Annotated in this window: 19 protein-coding genes, 1 riboswitch and 1 other annotated feature (1 of these 21 running past the window's edge); of the genes, 5 read left to right on the top strand and 14 right to left on the bottom strand. The window is 49.5% G+C overall.

Annotated features, from left to right (window positions below):
* Window positions 1-222 (bottom strand) — a binding site (T-box leader) (it extends 30 nt beyond the left edge of the window).
* A gap of 102 nt (window positions 223-324) precedes the next feature.
* The 4 genes from AC0YNW_RS28265 to AC0YNW_RS28250 all read right to left on the bottom strand — a co-directional run bounded on the left by AC0YNW_RS28265 (window position 325) and on the right by AC0YNW_RS28250 (window position 3497).
* A complete protein-coding gene (locus tag AC0YNW_RS28265) occupies window positions 325-486 on the bottom strand; it encodes a hypothetical protein (protein WP_387476474.1) in 162 nt (53 codons plus the stop codon).
* Between the two features lie 91 nt (window positions 487-577).
* The gene (locus AC0YNW_RS28260; protein WP_475834722.1) at window positions 578-1276 is read right to left on the bottom strand and encodes a response regulator; all 699 of its coding nucleotides are present in this window, start codon (window positions 1274-1276) and stop codon (window positions 578-580) included.
* Window positions 1273-2130, bottom strand: a complete 858-nt coding sequence (locus AC0YNW_RS28255) for a sensor histidine kinase (RefSeq protein WP_387476478.1) — start codon at window positions 2128-2130, stop codon at window positions 1273-1275. The genes AC0YNW_RS28260 and AC0YNW_RS28255 overlap by 4 nt, the downstream gene beginning before the upstream one ends.
* Before the next feature lie 29 nt (window positions 2131-2159).
* On the bottom strand, window positions 2160-3497 hold the full coding sequence (locus tag AC0YNW_RS28250) for a copper resistance D family protein (protein WP_475834721.1): 1338 nt from the start codon (window positions 3495-3497) through the stop codon (window positions 2160-2162).
* A gap of 227 nt (window positions 3498-3724) precedes the next feature.
* Here AC0YNW_RS28250 and AC0YNW_RS28245 point away from each other — a divergent pair, with 227 nt between their 5' ends.
* Window positions 3725-3877: a hypothetical protein gene (locus tag AC0YNW_RS28245; RefSeq protein ID WP_475834720.1), complete on the top strand. Its 153-nt coding sequence runs from the start codon at window positions 3725-3727 to the stop codon at window positions 3875-3877.
* Window positions 3878-3978: 101 nt separating this feature from the next.
* On the opposite strand, the gene AC0YNW_RS28240 is transcribed toward AC0YNW_RS28245, so the two are convergent.
* Window positions 3979-4380 (bottom strand): gamma-glutamylcyclotransferase family protein, encoded by a 402-nt coding sequence (locus tag AC0YNW_RS28240; protein WP_475834719.1) that lies wholly within the window; start codon window positions 4378-4380, stop codon window positions 3979-3981.
* 146 nt (window positions 4381-4526) lie between these two features.
* Between AC0YNW_RS28240 and AC0YNW_RS28235 the strand changes: the two genes are divergently transcribed.
* A complete protein-coding gene (locus AC0YNW_RS28235; protein ID WP_387476486.1) occupies window positions 4527-5906 on the top strand; it encodes a Glu/Leu/Phe/Val family dehydrogenase in 1380 nt (459 codons plus the stop codon).
* Window positions 5907-6083: 177 nt separating this feature from the next.
* Window positions 6084-6395, top strand: coding sequence for a hypothetical protein (locus AC0YNW_RS28230; protein WP_387476488.1), 312 nt, complete (start codon window positions 6084-6086; stop codon window positions 6393-6395).
* Between the two features lie 108 nt (window positions 6396-6503).
* Here AC0YNW_RS28230 and AC0YNW_RS28225 read toward each other — a convergent pair whose 3' ends face one another.
* On the bottom strand, window positions 6504-7460 hold the full coding sequence (locus tag AC0YNW_RS28225; RefSeq protein ID WP_387476490.1) for an aldolase catalytic domain-containing protein: 957 nt from the start codon (window positions 7458-7460) through the stop codon (window positions 6504-6506).
* A 167-nt stretch (window positions 7461-7627) separates the two neighbouring features.
* Window positions 7628-7808: riboswitch (cyclic di-AMP (ydaO/yuaA leader) on the top strand.
* A gap of 4 nt (window positions 7809-7812) precedes the next feature.
* Between AC0YNW_RS28225 and AC0YNW_RS28220 the strand changes: the two genes are divergently transcribed.
* Window positions 7813-8253, top strand: a complete 441-nt coding sequence (locus AC0YNW_RS28220) for a 5-formyltetrahydrofolate cyclo-ligase (protein WP_387476492.1) — start codon at window positions 7813-7815, stop codon at window positions 8251-8253.
* 29 nt (window positions 8254-8282) lie between these two features.
* Window positions 8283-8615, top strand: coding sequence for a hypothetical protein (locus tag AC0YNW_RS28215; RefSeq protein ID WP_475834718.1), 333 nt, complete (start codon window positions 8283-8285; stop codon window positions 8613-8615).
* Between the two features lie 470 nt (window positions 8616-9085).
* On the opposite strand, the gene AC0YNW_RS28210 is transcribed toward AC0YNW_RS28215, so the two are convergent.
* From AC0YNW_RS28210 to AC0YNW_RS28175, 8 genes are all read right to left on the bottom strand, one after another.
* Window positions 9086-9868, bottom strand: coding sequence for an ABC transporter permease (locus tag AC0YNW_RS28210; protein WP_387476496.1), 783 nt, complete (start codon window positions 9866-9868; stop codon window positions 9086-9088).
* Between the two features lie 6 nt (window positions 9869-9874).
* The gene (locus AC0YNW_RS28205; RefSeq protein WP_475834717.1) at window positions 9875-10678 is read right to left on the bottom strand and encodes an ABC transporter permease; all 804 of its coding nucleotides are present in this window, start codon (window positions 10676-10678) and stop codon (window positions 9875-9877) included.
* Window positions 10675-11670 (bottom strand): ABC transporter ATP-binding protein, encoded by a 996-nt coding sequence (locus tag AC0YNW_RS28200; protein ID WP_475834716.1) that lies wholly within the window; start codon window positions 11668-11670, stop codon window positions 10675-10677. The genes AC0YNW_RS28205 and AC0YNW_RS28200 overlap by 4 nt, the downstream gene beginning before the upstream one ends.
* Window positions 11671-11963: 293 nt before the next feature.
* Window positions 11964-12161, bottom strand: a complete 198-nt coding sequence (locus AC0YNW_RS28195; RefSeq protein WP_475834715.1) for a hypothetical protein — start codon at window positions 12159-12161, stop codon at window positions 11964-11966.
* Between the two features lie 58 nt (window positions 12162-12219).
* Window positions 12220-12990 (bottom strand): peptidoglycan recognition protein family protein, encoded by a 771-nt coding sequence (locus AC0YNW_RS28190; protein WP_475834714.1) that lies wholly within the window; start codon window positions 12988-12990, stop codon window positions 12220-12222.
* Entirely contained in the window at window positions 12953-13177 is a 225-nt protein-coding gene (locus AC0YNW_RS28185; protein ID WP_475834713.1) for a hypothetical protein, read from the bottom strand. The genes AC0YNW_RS28190 and AC0YNW_RS28185 overlap by 38 nt, the downstream gene beginning before the upstream one ends.
* A 220-nt stretch (window positions 13178-13397) precedes the next feature.
* A complete protein-coding gene (locus AC0YNW_RS28180; protein WP_475834712.1) occupies window positions 13398-13679 on the bottom strand; it encodes a hypothetical protein in 282 nt (93 codons plus the stop codon).
* Window positions 13680-13695: 16 nt separating this feature from the next.
* Complete coding sequence (locus AC0YNW_RS28175) at window positions 13696-17397, bottom strand: LPD38 domain-containing protein (RefSeq protein WP_475834711.1); 3702 nt, start codon at window positions 17395-17397, stop codon at window positions 13696-13698.
* Window positions 17398-17400: the final 3 nt, after the last annotated feature.

Raw genomic sequence — 17400 nt, 5'->3', positions numbered from 1 at the left:
TAATTCGAACGGCGCAGCCAGAACGGCGCGCTATTCCTCTAGACCCTGTAACGGCGGGACCCGTGCGTTCCTACTATGGGCGCGGCTGCTTAGACCGGTCCGGTTCAGACGCATGCTCAGGAGCGAACTTCGGCAGCCTGGATTTCGCAAGAACGCTCTCAATCTCCGGCGTTCTCTCCCTGTACGAAGGCACTGCGTACTTTTCTCCGTCATCGCTTGTTCCTATGCAAAACATTACTATTTATTATATTCAAAGTCAGGGTCTGATGCAACCGATGTTGCCAAGTATTCATGCAATTGTCCGGCGCCCTAAGAGCTGCACCCTTATTTATTGCTTTTCTTCGAGGCAATCCAAAAGGCGAATAGGACAAGCGGAATCAAAATAAACCAAGGAATGCGAATCGTGCCTCCAAAGATAAACGCAAGCACGAAGAGTATGATGATCCCGACAATGATGTACAGGCAACCCCGCCCGAACGTTTCCATGCGATCCTCTCCTTCCCCTATTTGACCGTCGTCGTCCTTCATACAGATTTTATAACCAAAACCATAACATGTAAATCCTTAAGGGAATGGACTACCCCCGAAGCAAGCCTTGCTCCATGGCATATCTGGTTAGTTGAACCCGGTTCTCCAGATGCAGCTTCTGCAAAATGTTTTTCAGATGGTTTTTGACCGTATGCTCCGATAAATTCAGTACAGCCGCTATCTCCTTGTTGGAGGCGCCTGTCGCCACCCGCTGCAGCACTTCCTGCTCCCGCCCGGATAACGGGGTAAGCGGGAATGCATTGTTAAGTTGAGATGCGGAAGTTTCGGTACCCGCTGTACCGGCGGAAGCCCCGGCCGAGAATTCCTGGAGAAGACGAAATGCCAGCTCCTTCGACATAGGGGCCTCATCCACCGCAATCTCGCGCAAATATTGCAGCCATGCGGAAGGGTCGAGGTTTTTGAGCAAATAGCCTTGCGCCCCCCGCTTGATCGCTTCGAACAGATGGGTAATGTCGTCGGATACCGTGACCATAATGATCTTCAATGAGGGCAGCAGCAGCTTGAGCCTATAGGTCGCCTCCAGCCCGCCCATGCCCGGCATCCGAATATCCATCAACACAAGATCAGGCAACAGATCGGAGGCGAGCGCAATCGCCTCTTCCCCGCTGGACGCCTCGCCCACCGCTTCGAACAGATCGTCTCCCGACAAAATTTCGCGAATGCCCTCCCTGCCATGGGGATGGTCATCCACGATCAACACTCTCACTTTTCCCAGTCGCCCGCTCATCCTTTTGCGCCTCCTCCCGTAATTGCGATTCGAATGCCGCCAAGTGCGCTCGGACCTATATCAAGCCGCCAGCCCATTGCCTTCGCCCGCTCCCGCATCATTCGGATGCCGTATTTGCCCAGCTCCTGAAGTTCCTCTTCCAACGCGCCCTTGCCGTCATCCTCGATTACGCAGCTGAACGCCGGAACAGGCACATTAAGCGCGCCATGATGCTCAGCCTGGATGCTGACAGCCGAAGCGCCCGCGTGCTTTTGCACATTCATCAGAGCTTCCCGGAGAATGGCCAGCAGCTCCACCTTCTGCCTGTTCGTCAGAAGCCCGTCATAGAGCTTGGAATCCACCTTCACGGTAATGCCTTGACCTTGCTCCAGCTCTGCGGCCAACTGATGAATGCCTTGCAGCCATGTGGAGTCCGTTGGCTGCGGCATGTTTTGCAGATTGGATATCGATTGCCTGACATCCTCGTAGACGTGGCGGACCGTATGACGCACACCCTCCATTGCTTTTGAGGCATCCGCTTCCGACTGCGCGCGATCGAGCTTGTCCAGCTTCACCGACAGCATAAACAGCGACTGCGAGATTCCGTCATGCAGTTCTCTGGCGAGCTGCTCTCTTTCTTCAAATGCGGCTTTCACTACCTGCTGCCGCTTCAGCGAATCCTGCATCGCCTCCAGCTTGGCGAATAAGCGGCGGACGAGCGTCAGCGTAATCAGAAATACGAAGATAGGGGCCAGCCAGTTCCCTAATTCCATCGAAACGTACGGCAGGAGAAAAGCGTGGCGGACATATTCCCATAACCCGATGACGACGGTAGGGATCCATAGAATGAGCCATTTCAACCATCTATAGGACAATGCGGCTCCTCCTCTTCCTATGTAATGCATTAATTGCTGTCAAAGGCGAATTCCCGCTCCAGTGTCTCCCCGGAGGCTTGTGTTACCGTAATAACCGCCGTCCAAGTGCCCGGACGCGGCAGCACAACATCTTCTGCCTTATACCGGAATTCATGGAATCCGGGGAATGCGATGCCTCCCTCTGAATCGGACCGCTCAAGCGCTACGTCTATGACTCGCTTGCTCTCATTACGAAGGGACAACATCACCGCTTGAGGCTCCCCCGTATCCTCCGGCAGCCATACCGTAAGCGACGCGTCGTTCGGTCCCGGCGCATTCGGCGATACTTTCAGCGTGTAGTGAAGGTCCTCGCCCATCTGGTGATAATTAAGCGACTTCCCGTCCGGCATCGGGCTAATGACAGTAAAGATCGCCGCAATCCCGACAATAAGGGCCATCAGCAGCCCGTCCAGCTTGAGCCATATTCCGCGCGGCAGCTCTCTGCGCCTGGCGCGGTATCGCAGCACAGCCCCGATTGCGGTCACTCCGATAACCAGGCCTGATTTGGCAAGCAGCCATAGTCCCCAATCGGTATAGATCAGGTACAGCCAGCTTGGAATGAGCGTCCATGTCATCAGCACGCCGCTCACAACCAAGATTACGATCGTCATCCATGCCACAGAGGAGAAGCGCTCTGCGAATCTTCCCGCTTCCTTCCGGTCCGCTCTCCAGAACAACAGCAGCAGCATCACGCCGCCCGCCCAAAGCGCCGCGCATACGAGATGCACGAAGTCGGACAGAACGGACATCACCATCTGCTCGGAGGCGGCTGGATGCCCGCCGAAGCTCTCTGTTAGAAGCAGCAGAACCGCCCATACGGCCTTCCCGATATCCGGAAGCTTCAGCGCTGCGAATCCAAGCGCCGCTAATGCGATTAACGCTATCCACAGCTGGCCCGACGCGGTCTCCGTGAACACCCGCAGCCAGAGATCCCCGCCGCCGCCAAGATTTCCAACGACACGGGCTGCATGAATGAAGACGTAGAGAATAGAGGCGACAAGCAGCGTCTTGATGGCTGCTCCGCTCCACTTATCCAGCCAGCTGCGCTGCTCGGCGCCATTACCGCCCTTGGGAATTAAGAACCTAAGCAGCATCAGTCCGGAGGTGAACAACAATGCCATGTAATAAACGATTCTTGCCGCATACATCATGCCATCTTCTACTTTTTCTTTCAGCAATGCGCCCTCCGGGCATGAAGCCCCCGACTGCGCATGGTCATGCGAGGCTGCCCACATGCCTTGCCCCTCCGCATATACGGACGGACTGGCACACACTAACAGGCAGGCCAACATCGCAAGCAAGAGTAAGGTGCCAGCTCCTCTTCTCATCGCTATTCCTACTATGCGATTATAAAAACCTTTACGGGTATGAGATGAATTCGACGAAAACGACATGGTTCCACATCCTTCTTTCCTCTTTCGACTCCAGTTTACTAGACGCCGAGCAAAAGAACAATTGATCCAAGCCTATGCTTAAAAACGCAATAAAGCGTATAAGGACAGGCTTCTTCGCTCATTCTGTTAAAAGAAGACCTGTGAAAAGGATGTGAACATTGATGATGGACCGGCACTTTCGCTTGGCCCAATTGGACAATTTCCCTGATGCGCTTGACGCGATCAGACAATTGGAGGAGCATCTAAGCGATCAAAGCGGGGAAGATATTGCGCTCGTTGCATTTGCATCGGAAGACGAACAAGCCTCAGAGTAATACGGAAAGACACGACCTTACAACCGCTTATTCCCGGCAAAAAGGCATCCCGCCTGCGACTTTCAGTTTTCGCCGGCCTGGATGCCTTTATGTTGTTCATGCTATCCGCTCTTGCGCGCGGCATAATCCGGCCAGTATCCATCCGGTATGGCTGGATAGCCCCGATCATTATCCCATATGTACACCCATCCAGCCAGACCGCGGGATTCCAGGTCGGATACCCATATGCGGTCGTATTCATTACTCTCCTCTATGCCGTAAAAGTCCTCCAGCACATCCATGGCCGTAAGACCTTGACGGTCTACCGTAATCCATCGCCCCCGTATTACAGCTTCGCTATCCTTCGCCGCGCGGTCGCGTACAGCGGCTGGATATGGGCCAAAATCGACGAGCCTCCCCGCAATAACGCCCGGCATATCGCTTTTCACGTAATTGGATACGACATGATGATTGCTTTGACCCGGCAGCAAAGAGCCGTAAATAAAAACGCGAATGACGGACATGGCGATCGCCTGCTTTCTGTACTAATATGGATTGTTTTCCGCGTTAGCTTTTCTAACATTATGCCGCATTTTATTCACATGCGCAATATATGGTACAATCAGGCAGAGCACACATCATAAGCTTATTACAAGGAGGTCGTATCCCTATGGCAAGTCAGACTGGAGCCATTGTACAACTATCCCTGAACGCGTTAATGGGAGATTCTTCTTTCCTTCCCCTCGTCCAAGGACAACGCCGGGAGCAAGCCTTTCAATCGTTGGCGGCAATTCTGTCGACACCTAACAAAGTACATAAGGCTTTCCTGCGCATTGCGCTGGAAGACGGCAATGTCGTACGCATTCCCGCCTTCCGCATTCAGCACAATGACGCGCTTGGTCCTTACAAAGGCGGCATTCGGTTCCATGAATCCGTCAATGAAGACGAGGTCACCAATCTGGCGGCGCTCATGACGCTGAAAAACGCGCTGCACGAAGTTCCGTTCGGCGGCGGCAAAGGCGGCGTCGTCATCAATCCGCGCAGCTTCTCGGAGAAGGAGCTGTATCAGATCTGCAAAAAGTATGTCCAGTATTTCAGCGATATACTGGGACCCGATAAAGATATACCGGCGCCGGATATGGGCACGGGTGAGCGGGAAATGGACTGGATGATGGCGGAATACAAGAGCATTCATCCCGGCTCTCCTTACCTGGGCAGCTTTACCGGCAAAAGCCTGGTCAGCGGCGGCTCGCTTGGCCGCAGGGAAGCGACAGGCAAAGGCGTCTACTTCACCTTCCGCTATATGATGCATGACTTCATTCGTGACAATATCGGCTGGCTGGCCGGCAGCTCGAACCCTTTTGCCGCGACTGCGCTTGCTTATGCGAACAAGCCAATGTCCATTGCCGTGCAAGGATTCGGCAATGTCGGCTCCGTCACAGCGATGGAAGCCTACAAGTGCTCCGATATTCGCGGCAAGGTTGTAGCGGTCAGCGACCGCAACGTGACCTTGTATAACGAGAGCGGCCTTGATATTCCCGCGCTCGTAGAGTACGCATCAGGGAACCGGGGCGATCTGCCGTCGACGGAGGACGCGCTGAAGGAAAGCGGCATTGCAGGGGAATTGCTGGACCGCGAAGCGGTGCTGTACTTGAACGTCGATGTCCTGTTCCTGGCGGCGCTGGAGGATCAGATTCACAGCGGCAACGTGAATGAAGTAAAAGCCCGCATTATCGTAGAAGGGGCGAACGCTCCGATTACGGGAGAAGCGGACGAGACCTTAACCTCCCAAGGCATCATTATCGTGCCTGATATTCTGGCTAATGCCGGGGGCGTTATCGTCTCATACTTCGAATGGCTGCAAGGCAGAGAGACACAATTCTATTCGGAGGCGGAAGTATACAGACAGCTGTTCGCCAAAATGCAGAAAACGATGAACAGCATTCTGCCGGCTTACTTCGGAGACCCGCTCTCCCTCCGTCAGAATTGCTTCGTCCATGCCGTGACCAAGCTGTCTTCCGTCCTATACCGGCAGGGCAAGCTGTATTAATACAGTTGCAGGCGTGTATCTTACTGTGTAGGGGCAGCCTGTTCGGCTGAAGCTGTGACAGCTTGTGAGCTCGAGAGACCTCAGCTGCCCCACGCCCGCTGGAAGCTGAGCGCGGTGCGGAATACAAGAAGCCCTGTGCCAGGCGTTAAATTGAAACAACAGGAAGAGGCATGACATATGGAAACAATCGAACTAACAGCAATAACCATCGGATACGCGCAGCATTCGTCCTACAAGGTCGCCTTCGAGAAGGCGGTGCTTGTTATCGTCACCGACTACGGAGACAAGCTATGGTACATTGATGCGGATGGTGTAAAGGACAAGGCGCTCCTGGCCTGGTTCGGCCAAAATGAGGATATTCGCGTCCAGCTTACGGCCAAAGCCATAACGGGCGAAGAATATCATGGCACCGCCTACTTCCACCCCAACGAGCCAAGCTTCGCCGCGGCCATCCGCGGTGATGGCGAGCTGCTTCGTACAGAGATTTAAACGTTAGAGGATAGTTCAACCCTAAAAAGGCGCTTGCCGTACGCGAATGAACGCGTAATCGGCAAGCGCCTTTTTTATCAGAACGATTAGTATTCCATCAGTTTGATGTTACTTGGAGATTTCCGGAGTTGTCAGTTGATCGTAGAAGTCAACTGCCTTATCCTTGTTCTCGGAAACGCGAAGCGCCATTGCGGATCTCGGATGCTCATCCAGAATACCTGTGATCATGTAAGGGATGATGTAGCCCCACTCTTCCTTCTCACGAAGCGGTACCATGTATTTCTCGATCATATCGAGAACAGGACGAACATTGTATTTCGTATTTTGCAATTCCGATACGAGCAGTTCCGTGTTGCAGTTGCCTGCTGCGCGTCCCATGCCGTATACGGATGCGTCAAGCAGCTCAACGCCTTTGTTCGCCGCGATCAGCGTGTTCGCGAATGCAAGCTGCAGGTTGTTATGCGCGTGAACGCCAAGACGCTTGTTCGGCAAATGCTGCTGGAATTTATCCACCAGATAGCCTACATCATCCGGCTTCAGGCTGCCGTAGGAATCCACGATGTATACAACGTCTACAACACTGTCGTTAATTTGCTTGAACGCTTCGACCAATTGGTTCTCCATCACGTTGGAAAGCGCCATAATGTTCAGCGTCGTCTCATATCCGCGGTCGTGGAAAATTTGCACCAGCTCAAGAGCCTTGTCTACATCTTGAATGTAGCAAGCTACGCGGATCAGGTCGAGCAGGCTCTCGCTGCGCGGCAAAATGTCATTCTCGTCAACGCGGCCGATATCAACCAGCGCAGACAGCTTGGTGTTGCCTTTGTTCGGAATGACCTTGCGAAGGAAATCGTCGTTCAGGAAGCGCCATGGGCCTGCGCTATCTGCACCTTTCAACAGCTTCGGCGAGTTTTTGTAGCCGATCTCCATGTAGTCGACGCCAGCTTCGTTCAAGCTATTATAAAGGTGCTGTACAAACTCGACGCTGAAATCCCAGTTATTGACGAGTCCGCCGTCACGAATTGTACAATCGACAATTTTACAATGACTAGTTTTCGAATGCATGCTTGCTGCTCCTTTGATTTGAACATGAGTTCACTTTTTATCTACCATCATACTTGAAATATGACGGGAACGCAAAGTAATTATGTCGGTATTTGGATATTTTGGACGATTGGTTGTCCCGATAAGATATCATTTACAAATTGATATTTTAAAGTTAAAATATTATGTAAACATCAACGCTTAATTTTTCCGACCTGGAAAAAGCGGGGGAACCAACGTAAGTGCGACGTGGGCCGACAGCCGGCCGCAGCCTTGCAAGGGGTGAGTCCGGGGATTTGTACCCCCGGTAGGGTCTACTCTCTAGCCCGAATCCGACAGCTAACCTCGTAAGCGGACAAAGGAGAGGTGTCTTATGCTTTCTTTATCTTTGCAAGATTCCCCATTCCCTTCGGAACAACCCCTGCAGCTCAGCATTAGCCGCGTGGAAGTATTCGTCATACCGGCGCTCGCGATTGACTCGGCAGGGTATCGCGTTTGTCTTCGCATTAGCAGCGACCTCGGCTATGGCTGGAACGAGCAATTCGTCAGTGACAGCGAGCCAAGTCTGCAACTCGACCGTTGGGGTCCGCTATTCCGCAGCTTCATCGGCCGTTTCTCGATCGTTTCCTTGACCGAACGGCTCACCGAACGAATCGCGCAGACTCTTAATCCCGATAATCGGGCTTACCGTTTATTTTCCGCCGCAATTACACAGCTGCAGAACCCGGGCTCCGGACGCCCGATTTCATCGGCTGAGCCTGCCGAAGAATCCGTTCTTCAGCAGCGCGCCGTCGCTTATTTATCCGTAGATTAGCAGCATACGCTTGGATATGGGGATATCCTATGTCGGCCAGCCTATCAAGGCAAGCCGCAACCAGCATCAAGCTCGAAGCCTTCCAACCCGGAAAGCCCGGGCTTGTTTGCGTTTTGGGGGAGCTGTCCGGCGGCGCTCAGTCAGGCTGCAGCTTTTCGTTCTCTAAGCCGAGTTTTTCGGTCTGCAGCTCGCTCGGCGTCGACTTTCTGCTCTCTAAGCCGAGTATCTCGGCTTACAGCTCGCTCGGCGGCGGCTTTCTGCTCTCTAAGCCGAGTTTATCGGCTTGCAGCTCGCTCGGCGGCGGCTTTCCGCTCTCTAAGCCGAGTTTTTCGGCTTGCAGCCTGATCATCATCTATAGATAAATAAAAAGATGCCTCCACCATCAATTTTCAATGGTAAAGGCACCTCGTTTTTGCATATTCGCAACCTTTCGACTTCAACACCTCCAGAATGGTTTAGCGAGTTATTGATTAGTTAAAACAAACTTCCGCTCACATTCCCACTATCAGCCTATAACAGCTAGTACGCACAATGTTCATCAGACTGGTATATATGAACTATGCATGACTAGCGGCAGCGCAATGATATTGCGGTGCTGCACAGCCGCGCCTGCAACCCCTTTGACCGATTCATGTGCTCATTCGTCTGAACTCCTTACTTGAATACAGGAGGCTGCACCGCCTAACAAGTTCGTTTATCCGGTACAAACACACATCGAACCGCCCAAGTATAATAGTCCGTTTAAGGAACCATTCACCACCGACGCCCCATTGCCCCGTATCCCATCCTTCCATTCAGAAGACATTGAATGTGCACACTCGCAACCAATCACTTACGACCCCGTCGATCGGTAATGCCGCACGCCGAACCGCCAGATTAGCAGGCATGGGATGAGGAATAGCAAGCCGCCGAACGTGATCATCATAGGCAGAAACATACTGCCCTCCCGCTTATCGAGCAGGTACATGAGCGGCAAGTAGCTGACGCAGCCGAACGGAATGATGAACGTAAAGAAACGGGTAACCCACTTTTCATAAATATTGAGCGGATACTGCGCCATCTCGCGCCCTCCGTCTGTGAAGACATTAGCTACTTCAATCGCCTGGATCGTCCAAAAGCAGAACGTCGCAGCCAAAATAAAGATGCCTGTAAAAATAATCGTGCCATTGGCGATCATGAGCAGCAGCGTCAACAGCTTCGGAAAACTCCAAATCTGCGGCAAATGGGACACCGACCAGATCAGCACGATCACACTTTGCAGCAGCCTTCCTATTCTCGTAAACTCAAACTTCGAGCCCAATACTTGCAGCGCTGTGCTTCTGGGCCGAACCAGCAGCCGGTCGAAGTCTCCCCTGCCAACCAGCGACGAGAAGGAATCGAATCCCCGCGCAAAACATTCACTCAGCGAAAACGACATATGAATGACCGAAAAACAAAGAGCTACCTCAAAGAAACTCCACCCCTGCAGCTCTCCGAAACGCTGAAACATAAAATACAAGCCCCCGAACACCATAAAGGGGATAAAAAACTGCCCTATGCTCATCAGCAAAAATGATGTCCGATATTCCATCTGAGATTTGAGGTGAATGCTTAAATATTTGAAATACAGTCGCATGTTCGTCTACCCTCCCTGCACGACGACTGCTCGCAGCGCTTTTTTCATTAAAGCTTTTCCAGCTAAAACAAGCACCGACAGCCACGCGATTTGAATCAGGATTCCCCATGCCGCCTCCGTGACGGGAATATGTCCGGAATAGACGCGAAACGGAAAGTCGGTCGTCCAGCGGAACGGCAGCGCGTACACGATCGGCTGCAGCCACGACGGCATAAGCGGCACCGGGATAACCATGCCCGCCAAAAATTCACCCGCAACCGCAATCATCAGAATGGAGCCGACCGGCGACATCGTCCAAAACACCGATATGTAGATCAGCATCGAGATGGCCACGACAACCAGCAAGCCCAGCGTCAGCGCAACCAGGAACAGCCCAAATGAACCCCAAGTCAGCGGGAGCCCCATCCGGTAAGGCTCAGGGATGACAAATACGATCGCCAGCAGCGGAAAACAACGCAGCGTAGCGCTCGCAAATCGTTGTGCCAGAAGCTTCGAATACCAATGCGGGTACAGATCCATCGGCCTGCATAGCTCATAGGCAATGTTGCCGTTTGTAATCAAATCAAACAATTCCTGATCGCGAAACCATAACATGATGAAGGACAAGAAGATTTGCTGAAGCCAAACATACGTAATCAAATCATCCAGGGAAATGGGCTGTGAGCCCGTGCTGTTGCTGTAGAATGCAGCGAAGATCATGATGAAGACAAATCCGAAGAATAGCTGGGTCGCCATACCGGCAAGCGCTGCCGAGCGGTACTGCATCCCGTTAATAAACCGAAGGCGCCAGATCGAAGTATAAGCTTTCATATTTGGTGCTCCTCATAAAGCTGAACAATAATCTCGTCGATGTCCTTAGCCGAAACAGAGAGATCGACCACCTCGACTGTCTCCGACAAGCGGGTGACCATCTCCGCAAGCGTCACCTTCTCCGAATCAAAGCTGTATACCGCTCGTTCGTCCGCCCACTCGATCAGCGTTGCCCCTTCAATCGTTACCGGTCCAGAACGTCCCCTGTAATCGACCGTCACCGTCTTGCCCGTACCAAACCGTTCCTTCAGCTCACCAAGTGTGCCGTCATACAAAAGAGTACCTTTGCCGATCATCAGAATCCGATCCGCCAGCGCTTCGATATCGCTCATATCGTGAGTGGTCAGAATGACCGTCACACCCTGCTCCCGATTCAGCTTTTTAATAAAATTGCGTACTGCCAGCTTGCTAACCGCATCCAGCCCGATCGTAGGCTCGTCCAGGAACAGCAGCTTGGGACTGTGCAGCAATGATGCTGCAATCTCGCAGCGCATTCGCTGCCCCAGGCTCAGCTGCCTGACCGGCATCCTCAGGATCGCCTCCAGATCAAGCATCTCGGTCAGCATCGCCAGATTGTCCCGGTACATGCCGTCCGTTATCGCATAGATGTCCCTCAGCAGCTCGAACGAATCCATGACCGGCACATCCCACCATAGCTGCGACCGTTGTCCGAATACGACGCCGATATGCTTGACGTATTCCGTGCGGTCCTTCCACGGCGTATAGCCCATAATGGAGCACTGACCCTCATCCGGCACCAGAATGCCGCTCATCACTTTGATCGTGGTTGACTTGCCCGCTCCGTTCGGTCCGATATAACCTACAATTTCTCCTTCCCCGATGGAGAAGGTAATGTCCTTCAACGCCTCCACGACGGTGTGCTTGCGCGCGAACAAGGCTTTGGTCGCTTCCTTGAGCCCAGCCGTCCTTGTCGCGACTTTAAATCTCTTCTCAATGCCGTTCAGCCGAATCCATGCCTCATTCCGGTTCATGCTCTCTTAATCCTCCTGTATGTATTGCGCCGAAGCCGCTCGGACGGAGAGCCAATTCCGTTCCCTCTCCTGCCCTGCGTGAAACAGCAGGATAAAGATAATAACACAACTGTGAATTTTATGCATCAAGTAGTTTCAATACGTCCATGACTAATAAAAATTCTTCGTATTTTGTATAATGCTTCCGATGTGTACGGCTAAGTTTGTGACCACTTGGTGACCAAACCATTATTTTTGAACTAAAATGTGTTTTTACTATTATAAATAGAAAATCCCCACCATTAAGGCGGGGATCATCGTAATACTTCTACTTTTCCATTGTCATAAAGTTTAAGGCTTAATTTGCGTCCATCGATCACATCATATCCGTAGATACAGTATTCATAATTGTGACCCTCACGACCAAAATAAGTAAGCTTCCCGTATTTTTCAAAAAACTCTTTAGACTCCTGCAAGGAATTAAATTGCGGCAATGGTTTTTTATTCGCCATGGACTCACCTCATATTATTGATGAGTACATGATAAAACGAGAACGTATGTTTGTCAATTTACTTCAACAATCCGTGCTTTCTCATTTCAGGTTCAAGCAGCATCATTTTATTGAGCGCCCATTCTTTCTGCCCATCGCTTGCTGGCTGGCCTGTGGAGGTTACACCCTTATGAAACATGTTATATAGGTAGAGAAATTGGTTCGCCATCCTAAATGCGACCTCTTCCTTCTTCGGCTGCGAACTCATTAACTCAATTTCTTGCTCCAGGCTAAACACATCCTCTCTCACTTGCTTCATCTTATATCCGGGACAATTTGTTGGAACGATTTCACCATGCCCTTTCAAATGCTGGTCATTGGGGAGGTAATTCTTCATTGAAATAACGGCAGCATATAAGGCGCGTCTATCTTCAGAAGTCAACGTATCGTAATTGTGGTAATCTCCTGATACGCATATATTGACCGTATAACCGTTATTTGATGCTACCCCATATTCTCTAGCTTCAATATCATTGCACCAGTATATGATCCCGTTACGAATCCATAGATCATAAGGGAACCCTGCATCTCCTCTTGGATGATTCTTTGTTGATCGAATATGGTCTGTTGCGATCCTGGATGCAAGCTCAACGTCTCCATACTGATGTGACTTGAATTTAGGGATCGCGTCATGATGACATACGATCGTATTAAGAGCGTTTATGTCCCTCACTCCAGCCAACTGCGCCCAAGTATAGTTAGGGTTAACGGGCAACCGGCTGCGAATATCTAAAAAGGTTACATCCGAAAAGTTAGAGTCTAAGCTCAATTGGGGTTTCGAAGTCGTCATTGTTTGTCTTCTCCTTCCCTGCTCTTTTCGCGTCTACTACAGATTCACCGCCGATCCATACAGCAAGTAGACCAGCAAAGGCCAGAACTGTGTCAGAGTCGATGCCAAGGTCTAATCCGTCATTGAGGATGATTAGGATTGCACCAACAACCGCCAAAATGAACTTTCTGCTTTTAAGCTTCTTCATGAGTTTTACCCTCCTTAATTTTGTGGATCTTCCTACATGATGGACAATAATATTCGTTTCTGAGTGCGAGTCCGACGACCTTCCTTTTTTCAGAGCTAAACGCGGAGAACTTTCGTTCAAAGTAATCACAGACCATTCTATCCCTCGCTCTCTTAGTAGTAAGTCCACTTTCATTTCAATACGCTGCTGGTTGTTTACATAACTTTTTACTTCTGACTCATCATCCGCTATTAGCCAGGGCAGATACTTGCGCAACCGCCGTTTTATCTTCCGATTCTTCAGCGTCATTCGGATCGAGTAAATGCATAACAATATCAGTGTAGTAGGCTGCAGTCCATACCGGACGAATATCTCTGATGCGTGAAGAATCCAATCTAGCATGGGCATTCCCTCTATATAACAGTTTGTCAGCCGTTTCCTTGCCAAATAAAAGAGCGACAATACGCAAGGTATCATCGCTCACCGCTGAGTTATAGTGTTCGGATTCGTCTAAGACAATCAATTGGCATCAACTCCAATTAGGATTTGAATTGTGCGTATGCTCTCTGAGCAACATCCATGCGCATCTGTTTAAGTTCACTAATTATGCGATCCTTTTCTGATCTTGATAACTCTGATGCTTGAACCTCGCGTACACCCTTACTTATTTCAGACATATAATCTGAAACTTGGTTAATCGCCTTACGGGTATCATCATCGTAATTCTTTGGAAGTTTGCCGCTTGCCTTGATATCTGCATACATAGTGTCGTACTTGTCTTTAAGACCGTAAAACTGCTCTAATAACTTGTTTGATTCACCACTATCGACAACGAGTCGTTTAAACAGTCCTTTACCCACGCTTTTAATACCATCTGATCGACCCTTTGACGATATCTCTTGAATAATCTTTCCGTAGTCTCCACCAATTGACGTAAGCATATAATCCAACTTCATAGGAGAGGTGTTGGTTAACTTTCCTGCACCGACTGACAAAGGGCTGGTGGTCTCATTGTATTGGTTAGACGGGCTAGCATTCTCCAGATACCCCGGTACGATAGGACTTCCAGTCCACGATTGATTAGAGAAAGCTTCCACACTCGGACCGACGATTGGTGTTCCTCTAAACGTCCCGAATATTGCCCCCGGAACGCCATCCTCAGCAGCGCCAGATATAGCACCGCCAATTCCAGGAGGTACGACTGTTTCAACAATTGTCTTACCAACATCATTCCAAGCGTCGTCGTTTCCTCCTATATACTGATCAAGTAACCGTCTAGGTATATTAGCAAACGGTGCAAGTTCGGGCGGTATTGGAAACCTGAAGAACTTGCCATCACCAATAGGAATGTGGAGGAATCTGTCTTTCTCAGTATCTCTTAGTTTCTGATAATTAGGGTCATTGCGATTAACAGCATACAGCGCGAGAGATGGCCCTGTTAGCGCAAGGGCAATCTTTCCGAATGTGGTTCCTGGCTGATCCTTGAACGCTCTAGCAACCTTATCTAGGCTCTGTATAGAGGCGTTAAGGTAAAGCCATAAAGGTTCCAACTCCTTGGTTTTTGCGCCTCTTCTTTTAAAGTTGGTCGCTACCTCCTGAGACTCATACAGCCCCCTTAACTTATCATCAACAGATTGACCCGAACCCCTAGCGCGTTTATATTCCGCTACCCTCACAACAGATTCAACCTTATCCAACTTCTCCAATAGATTGTCGCCAAATCGCTGAACCATGCCATTAAGTTTATTTTCGTTTGGCACAAGCATCCTTTGCGTCCTGTTAATTAATCTTGGAGTCCCAACGTTTGGAGATGTATATCCTCCTCCAATATTCATGAACTCCTGGTATAGCTCCTTATTGCGGAACACATCATTTGTAGCAGTCGCCAAATCCTTGACAAACCTGAAAGGGTTATTCGTTGTTTTACTGTTAACGAATGCGCTTATTGGGTCGCGGAATATAGACCTGGTAAACGTGAATATAGGGTTAACCGATGTATAAATCCCCTTCTGTATGTTAGCCAATTTTGAAGCCCCTGCCATAAATCCTTTTAAAACTTGGGGGTTAACATTTAGTACAGCGTCCAATAATTGTTTGTTTTCAAACTTAAGATAAACAGGAGCACCATCCACAATTACAGGGACTACATTGTTCAAATCTTTTCGGCTTGATCGCAAGGCTTTTTCGTATGCATCATCAAATATTGCAAGTACTTGATCTAGTCCGTCTGGATCAGACAAGTTAACGTCTTTCACATTCAATGATGGAGGTGGATCATTTACGATACTGACAAAGCCCTTGAATTCATCTGGACTATTACGGATCGTATTGTACATTACTTGCATCGGAGTGTTCCGTTTAGAAGCTTTTATCGTTGCATCATATCTAGCAATCATTGACTCCATTGGGTCGATTACCTTACGAGTGGAGCCGTATTTATTATATTTTTTTGACGGTGCTTTCTGTCCTCCGAATCCGTCTTTTGATTTATACCCTGCACCACTCAACTTTTCCAAGTCTGAGAATTGTCGCTGCATATCAATGTAGGTAGGATTCTCTAACTTCCAAGAATCTACGACATTCTTAGGAAGAAGTCCCGTTTGTACAAGCCATGTATCATTGAAGCTATCATTAAAATCTCGGAATGCCTTTTCTGCTTCAGCAAAATTAGGACGTTCTGCAAGATATCGATCAACAATTTCTTGTCCCCTTTGCGGCGTCCACTTTGATCCGTCTGGCAGTTTATCGAAAACTTTTTCGCCACGCTCAAACCTTGTCATAGCGTGCTTATTCAAAAGATAATCCATAAAACTTCGTCTATCCTTACTATTAATGAGCTTCATGGAATCCTTCAAACTATCGCCTACAACATTTCCTTCGATATCGACCAATTTGTTTGTTAAAACCTGTTTTGTAATTTGGTCTGAACCCCGGCTTGCCATAGCCAATTGATATACTGATTCGCTTGGCTTTAATTCGCGGCCTAGCGTCTTTTGAGCGGCTTGATCGAATCGACTGAGTGAAAAGATATCGTCAACTAGATCAATGTATGCTTGATCTGCTTTAGTTCCCAATGAAGTTCCTGGTTTCTTTGTACTCGAGACGATATGATTTAACGTTGGAGAATAGATCACGTCATTAGTTCGACCTCTTTTAATGCCAGAGGACATGCCACCTGTAGCAATTTCACCAAGTTCATTTAGTGATTTAAGTATTCCACTTGATCTATTTGGAGTTCCTGCTTGCATGATTTCGTTAGCAGTGGCCAGTTGTTTGCCAACGGCATCTCTTGCAACGCCTCTAGTTGCCCGTAGTCCCTTACCGATCCCATCAATGACACCTGCGCCTGCCCCACCTAAAGCGCCGCTTATGCCAATGTCTAACGCTCTCTGACCTAATGATTGATCGTTACGTCCTGTGAGATATTCCCCCGTCTCAATACCGGCTCCTAAGCCCAATCCAGCCAGTACACCACGTCCAATATTAGATGCGATGGATGCACCAGCTTTAATTTTTCCTGCTGGTAAAAGTACTTGTCCAGCTATTTGCCCTGCTTTACCAGGCGCGCTTTCTGTAAACCGATCCGCTACGTCACCATTACCAAGCATTCGTTCTCCGTATGATGTAAGCCCTAATGTGGCAGAATCCCCCATACCTCCAACAAATGCTCCGACAGTCGTATCCGCTTGTGCCTTCTGAACTTTTGAACGGTAATCCATTACTTTTTTAGCTAAATCAATCTCTGCTTTCCCATCATATTTCGCATTCTCTGGAAGTACATCTGCTACTTTATCGGCAGCTCCGATCATTACGTTGCTGAATTTTTGGGCTATTTTACTTAAAGGCGAGTTTGATGCATCTTGCTGCCTCTTTTCTTCTGCCGCCGCTGTGGATTTCTTATCTGTCTTAGTTTGATTAGGTCGAACCGTATTAGTTATATCTGACGATGTAGGAAGCGCTGGGAGAACTTGATTATATCTCTGAGCTTCAGGAGTTGAGAAAGGTGTTCGTCCAATCCCTGTCATTACTGGTTGTGCAGGATTCCCTACAGTTGGTGGAGATATACGTTCCTGTACGTTCTTTTGAAATTGCATTGGATTGAAAATGTCAGGAGCGTTACGCAATTGATTCGCGTAACGCTCCCCTTCTGACTTTTTAAATTCTTCTCTTGAACGTTTAATTACCCCCCCACCACTTGAAGAGGACTGTTCATTTTTTCTGCTTCTGTCCAAGACGCCCATGAT

The sequence above is a fragment of the Paenibacillus sp. J31R120 genome, assembly GCF_056269225.1.
Note: the sequence above shows the minus strand (reverse complement) of the source record. Positions and strands in the feature narration are given on the sequence as shown.

Coding starts and splice junctions, on each gene's coding strand:
- AC0YNW_RS28265 (WP_387476474.1), bottom strand. CDS start 486: ATGGAAACGTTCGGGCGGGGTTGCCTGTACATCATTGTCGGGATCATC.
- AC0YNW_RS28260 (WP_475834722.1), bottom strand. CDS start 1,276: ATGAGCGGGCGACTGGGAAAAGTGAGAGTGTTGATCGTGGATGACCAT.
- AC0YNW_RS28250 (WP_475834721.1), bottom strand. CDS start 3,497: ATGAGAAGAGGAGCTGGCACCTTACTCTTGCTTGCGATGTTGGCCTGC.
- AC0YNW_RS28245 (WP_475834720.1), top strand. CDS start 3,725: ATGATGGACCGGCACTTTCGCTTGGCCCAATTGGACAATTTCCCTGAT.
- AC0YNW_RS28240 (WP_475834719.1), bottom strand. CDS start 4,380: ATGTCCGTCATTCGCGTTTTTATTTACGGCTCTTTGCTGCCGGGTCAA.
- AC0YNW_RS28235 (WP_387476486.1), top strand. CDS start 4,527: ATGGCAAGTCAGACTGGAGCCATTGTACAACTATCCCTGAACGCGTTA.
- AC0YNW_RS28230 (WP_387476488.1), top strand. CDS start 6,084: ATGGAAACAATCGAACTAACAGCAATAACCATCGGATACGCGCAGCAT.
- AC0YNW_RS28225 (WP_387476490.1), bottom strand. CDS start 7,460: ATGCATTCGAAAACTAGTCATTGTAAAATTGTCGATTGTACAATTCGT.
- AC0YNW_RS28220 (WP_387476492.1), top strand. CDS start 7,813: ATGCTTTCTTTATCTTTGCAAGATTCCCCATTCCCTTCGGAACAACCC.
- AC0YNW_RS28215 (WP_475834718.1), top strand. CDS start 8,283: ATGTCGGCCAGCCTATCAAGGCAAGCCGCAACCAGCATCAAGCTCGAA.
- AC0YNW_RS28210 (WP_387476496.1), bottom strand. CDS start 9,868: ATGCGACTGTATTTCAAATATTTAAGCATTCACCTCAAATCTCAGATG.
- AC0YNW_RS28205 (WP_475834717.1), bottom strand. CDS start 10,678: ATGAAAGCTTATACTTCGATCTGGCGCCTTCGGTTTATTAACGGGATG.
- AC0YNW_RS28200 (WP_475834716.1), bottom strand. CDS start 11,670: ATGAACCGGAATGAGGCATGGATTCGGCTGAACGGCATTGAGAAGAGA.
- AC0YNW_RS28195 (WP_475834715.1), bottom strand. CDS start 12,161: ATGGCGAATAAAAAACCATTGCCGCAATTTAATTCCTTGCAGGAGTCT.
- AC0YNW_RS28190 (WP_475834714.1), bottom strand. CDS start 12,990: ATGACGACTTCGAAACCCCAATTGAGCTTAGACTCTAACTTTTCGGAT.
- AC0YNW_RS28185 (WP_475834713.1), bottom strand. CDS start 13,177: ATGAAGAAGCTTAAAAGCAGAAAGTTCATTTTGGCGGTTGTTGGTGCA.
- AC0YNW_RS28175 (WP_475834711.1), bottom strand. CDS start 17,397: ATGGGCGTCTTGGACAGAAGCAGAAAAAATGAACAGTCCTCTTCAAGT.